Below are 4,699 nucleotides of genomic sequence, written 5' to 3'. Positions count from 1 at the left end.
CAGCATCCGGGCGATGAGGCTCGTCTTTAACTCTTCAGAATAGTGAGTCATACAATTTCACTTTCGGCCCCTCGGGTTTCACTCAAAGGCTCTCAAAGAGAGGCGACATCTATCCTGACACAGGGGGGGCCTCTTTGACGACATAAAGCTCCTTCGGTTCTGCGGCCATTTCGTAGGCATCCTCACTGAAACCTGAATCCGTGAGACCCGCCGCCCGCACCCCGACTTTCCCTTTCCTGAGAGGCGAATTCGAGGCATGGGATGTCGGCTGAGTTAAAAACCGCCTCCTTGGCGGCGCTGTAGGCTACGATCTTTGATAGTTTGACCACCAACACTGTCCGAATGCCGTTTTTTGGGCGAGTTGGGCCGTGGGCGCTGTTGCCGAGCACTGTTTTTTCGAGGTTGTCGTTTCGGTTTCATTCCCTATCCGTAGGCCAGGCGCCGGTAGACTCCGGCGAAGGCTTCGAAGTTCAGCCCGCTGTGGCGACTGAAGCGCAGTCGCAAGCGCCGGCTGGTCTCGATCAGTCGGGCGGCGAGGTACATCAACTCTTGCATGACGGTCTTGAGCCGCCGCCGTTTGGCGCCGTGTCGTACCGGGGTTTTGTCGCCGAGCAGGCCGAGTTGTCCGATGTAGCGAAGGACGTTGTAGGCGAGCGCGGCGCAGCTCATGACCAGACTGTTGACCTCGAATTTGCCTGAGGGCAGGCGCTCCAGATCCATGTCGGTTTTGAGTTCGCTGTGAAACTGCTCGCTGGTGCCGTGATCCTGGTAAAGGGCGACGATCTTTTCGGCGGGCAGGTTCAGGGTGGTCCACCAGCCTTCCAACTCGATCTCGCGTTCCAGCAGCCCCTGGCCGTTCTTGTCGGTGGAGCGCTCGATGACCCGAACGACCCGACGGCAGGTCAGTTCCTGCCTGATGCCGTTCTCGTCGGTCCAGACATGGGTCTCCCGAACGTTCAGGATCGCGACGCGTTTGCCCGGTCGCGGGTCGCTGACCGAGCCCTCGGAAAAAGCCCGTTGCCGCCAGTGGCTTTTGCCCTGCCCCCGGGGATTCCACTTCAAGAGGTAGTCGGTTCGCTCGTGGCGGGCCAGCTCGATGCGGGTTTCCCAGGCATCGTGGGCCGAATCGAGCCGCACCAGCAAGGGCGCGGCGGTCAGCGCCAGCGCTTTGTGCAAGACCCGGGCGAGGAAGGGGACGAAGTTCTTCTGGCTGTGCTGGGAGCCCTCGCGATGCTCGATCTCCAGCAGCCACCCTTCCAGCGCCAGATAGGCGGCGATCGGAGCGTAGCCGTCGTACCCTTGGTAGGTGCGCGACACCCCTTTCTTCTTGGTGCCGGAGTTGTCCATGGTGAAGACGTCGATATCCAGGGGGACGTGTCCCATCGGCAGCGCCGACATCAACGCCCGCGACTTGTGCAGGAATTCGGTGGCGCAAAAGTTCACAATCGTTCGAAACACCTCGGCATGCTCTTCCATCCGCTGCCGCGAGGTCGGCTCGGAGGGAACCTCCTTCAGGCCCAGGGATTCCCGGAAAAAGCGATCCTGACGAAAGCCGCTGATCGCCTCGAAGTCACTCTTGCCGAGACACAGCAGACCGATGTAGCTCCGGATGACATCGGCATGGGCGATGGCCCCCTTCTTCAAGCGGGAAACGCCCCCCAGACGCGAGGTCAAACTGGTAAAACGATTCAGGCACAAACCGATGAGCGCCAGCCCGGAATGGGAGGTATAGAACTCGTCTTTGGCCTTCTCAATGATCAAACGTTTCATGGAATTCACCCGCCAAGTGAGTTTTCGACGGGCTGAATGATAACGTAAATAGCGAATATAATCAATAACTTATCTGCATTCTGCGATTTTTCAGGACCATTCCCCCACCTGGTTTTCACCACCATTCCCCCAGGCAGGGCGCTGTAAATTGAGTTGTCAGCCTATCACATGAGGCTCCTGGTGGACGCCTTCTTTTTTCTGTAGCTTTCGCCTTCGATGATCATCTGGTGAGCGTTGTGAGCGAGGCGGTCGAGGGCCGAGTTGGCCAGGATCTGGTCGTCGAACAGGGTCACCCACTCGGTGATGTGCCGGTTGCTGGTGAGAATGGTGGAGCCGCGCTCGTAGCTTTCGCTGACGATCTCGTAGAAGTCGTGGGCCTGTTCGGCGCTGAGGCGCTCCAGGCCGAAGTCGTCGATGACCAGCAGGCTGGGCGTGATCAGCTTGAGCAGCTCTTTCTCCAGGGAGTTGTCGGCCCGGGCGGCGTAGAGGGTCTTGAACATCTTGGTCGCCTTGAGTACCAGCACGCTTTTACCGCGCCGGCAGGCGGCGTGGGCCAGGGCGTTGGCGATGAAGGTCTTGCCGACGCCGACCGGGCCGGTGAGGATGACGTTCTCCCGGCGCTCGACCTCATCCGAGAGCAGCAGTTCGAGAAACTCCAGGTGGGTGAGCTTGCTGCCCTTGGCGTAGGCCACTCGTTCCGGCAGGGTGGAAAGAAGTGGCGAAAGACGCAGGGCCTTGAGCAGGTGCTTGAGTTCAGCGGTGGTCTCCATGAGTGTCCTCCTGGGGGGTGTGGTGGTTGGTAGTGTGGTTGAAGTAGCCGGCGTCGCGGACAAAGCGTGCCGGGGGCAGGCTGGTCACCCGGCCCGCCGGCGCGGCCGAGTTTCCCAGGGACTGCTTGATGATCCGCTCGACCCGGCTGACGTTCATCAGCCCGAAGGCCAGGGCCCGGGCGCAGGCCGCCTCGACCCGGGCGGCTCCGTACTTGTCGGTCAGCCGAAGCAGTTGCTGAGCCTGGCGGATGTAAGCCCAAGGGACGTCGCCGGCGAGCAGTTCGGCCATGAACGCCCCCTGCTTCTCGCCATTTTCCCCGGCTTTGCGCAGGTAAAAGGCGACATCGCGCAGGGCATAGGCGCTCTTCTCCTTCGGGTAGTCGTTGAAGTCGGTGCTACGCTTGCCGGGCGCCGCCTTGGGGTGGGTTTTGATCAATTGATTCTGCAGATAGATGCGCACCAGGGCGCGGGTGCCCTTGACCTCGACCTGCTTGCCGACATAACGGGTCGGCAGCGAGTAGAGGGCGTTTTTGAAGCGGATATGATGATCGGGGTGGACCTTGCACTGGGCCCAGACTGGGACGTCGAACCTCTCGCCGGAGAGCGGCAGCAACACCGGCTGCTCCTCCTGTTCAAAGACCCACAGGGGCCGCTGGCGGGTGGAGCCGTGCAGGCGCAGGCCGGCCGTGGTGCGGCACCAGCGCTCGGCTTCCTGCTGGGCATGTTCCCGGTCGGTGAACGCCTCACCGGCGAAGAAGTTGTCCCGGACGTACTTGACCTGATTTTCCACCGTCGCCTTGCCCTCCGGGTGACGGGCCACCGCCGCGTCGATGAGGAAGCCGCGGTGCTGGGAATACTCCTGAAACGTGCGGTTGAAGACCGGCTCATAGCGGTCGGCCTTGATCACCGCCGCCTTCATGTTATCGATGATCAGGCGCCTGCTGACCCCGCCGAAGAACTCCCAGGCCTCCTCGATCCCGGAGATCAGGGCATCCAAATCCTGACGATGGGTGAGGAAGACATACTGGTGCCGGCTGAACACCAGGGTCACAACCAAGGCGTGCAGCACCCGGTCCCTGCCGGTTTCGGGGTCGAACACCAGCCCCATGCGGCCGAAATCGCACTGGGCCACCTCGCCCGGTTCGGTCTGGGCCATGCGCACCGTCACCTTCGGGCCGCCAAAGCCGAGAGTCTCCCGGGCATAGCGGTAGAGGGTACTGTAGGTAACGTCGACCCCCATGCGACCGAGCTTGATGTGGGCCTTGGTCAGGGACAGTCCGTCCGTCTCCAGCCAACCGGAAAGCAGCCCACGGTGGGGCACCAACACCGCGCAGGCACCGGCGGCCGAATCGGATGACTTATTCTGGCCACCGTGCACCTGGCGAAAGACCGCTGCGGCAATCTCGGGCAACTGATCGTCGGCAACCGAATCGGCAAAGCCATGCTCGGCGGCGAGCCCCAGGTAGTTGCGCACGGTCTTGCGGTCCATGCCTGTCGCCCGGGCAATGCGGCGCTGGCTGTCTTTGGCTTTAGCTCTGCGTAAAAGGTCAATAATATCCGTCACGCCGTACTCCTTGTGTGCCATGCCTTCCTTCCTCCAACGAGTGAATGAAAGAAGGCAAGATACAGGTTAGGAACAGCGCCGTGCCGATAATCTCAGGGGTGGGGGAATGCCCGTGAAAAATTCTGCCTGAGGTGGGGGAATGCTCTTGAAAACGGGGTGGAGGAATGCTCCTGAAAAATCAGGAGCTCAGGTGGGGGAATGGTCGTGAAAAATCACACATTCGTAAAAATTTTTCTGATTGTGATCTTACGGATTTAGGATCAAATAACATGGCTCCAGAGAAAACATGCCCATTGGATGTATCTCAAGGAGCCAGCCCCTGAAATGTTGATTGCCACTCGGAGGTAAAATGCGTCTTTCCAGAATCGTCATTAAACATGAAAAGGATGGCATATGCTCCCACCTAAACGCTGCCTGTATTCCCTGGGGCTGTTTTTCGTGTTTTTATTCACGACACCCGGCATCTCCGCCGCTGAATACCAGGTGAATCAACTGCCGTCCGCCGAGTGGCAAAACACAAAAGCAGATCGGCTACAACCGGAAGTTTCCGGGCTTTATCAATTCGATTATGGCGAAGATGCCACATTGACTTTTG

General features: G+C 59.9%; 4 protein-coding genes. 1 reads left to right on the top strand and 3 read right to left on the bottom strand.

From position 1 onward, the window contains the following. Window positions 1-423: 423 nt before the first annotated feature. The 3 genes from BQ4888_RS08985 to istA all read right to left on the bottom strand — a co-directional run bounded on the left by BQ4888_RS08985 (window position 424) and on the right by istA (window position 4,125). Window positions 424-1,770 carry an IS1380 family transposase gene (locus tag BQ4888_RS08985; RefSeq protein WP_092056576.1) on the bottom strand — a complete coding sequence of 449 codons (1,347 nt, stop codon included), beginning with the start codon at window positions 1,768-1,770 and terminating at the stop codon, window positions 424-426. A gap of 164 nt (window positions 1,771-1,934) precedes the next feature. After that, entirely contained in the window at window positions 1,935-2,540 is a 606-nt protein-coding gene (locus BQ4888_RS08980; RefSeq protein ID WP_092056574.1) for an ATP-binding protein, read from the bottom strand. Next, window positions 2,524-4,125, bottom strand: a complete 1,602-nt coding sequence (istA, locus tag BQ4888_RS08975) for an IS21 family transposase (protein WP_092056573.1) — start codon at window positions 4,123-4,125, stop codon at window positions 2,524-2,526. Before istA ends, BQ4888_RS08980 begins: the two co-directional genes overlap by 17 nt. 372 nt (window positions 4,126-4,497) lie before the next feature. Between istA and BQ4888_RS08970 the strand changes: the two genes are divergently transcribed. Further along, window positions 4,498-4,699: hypothetical protein (locus BQ4888_RS08970; protein WP_140396636.1), on the top strand; the 202-nt coding region annotated here is incomplete at its 3' end.

Source organism: Desulfuromonas acetexigens, from assembly GCF_900111775.1.
In the GTDB taxonomy this organism is placed as follows: Bacteria; Desulfobacterota; Desulfuromonadia; order Desulfuromonadales; family Trichloromonadaceae; genus Trichloromonas; species Trichloromonas acetexigens.
This window is presented reverse-complemented; position numbering and strand designations above follow the sequence as displayed.

Coding starts and splice junctions, on each gene's coding strand:
- BQ4888_RS08985 (WP_092056576.1), bottom strand. CDS start 1,770: ATGAAACGTTTGATCATTGAGAAGGCCAAAGACGAGTTCTATACCTCC.
- BQ4888_RS08980 (WP_092056574.1), bottom strand. CDS start 2,540: ATGGAGACCACCGCTGAACTCAAGCACCTGCTCAAGGCCCTGCGTCTT.
- istA (WP_092056573.1), bottom strand. CDS start 4,125: ATGGCACACAAGGAGTACGGCGTGACGGATATTATTGACCTTTTACGC.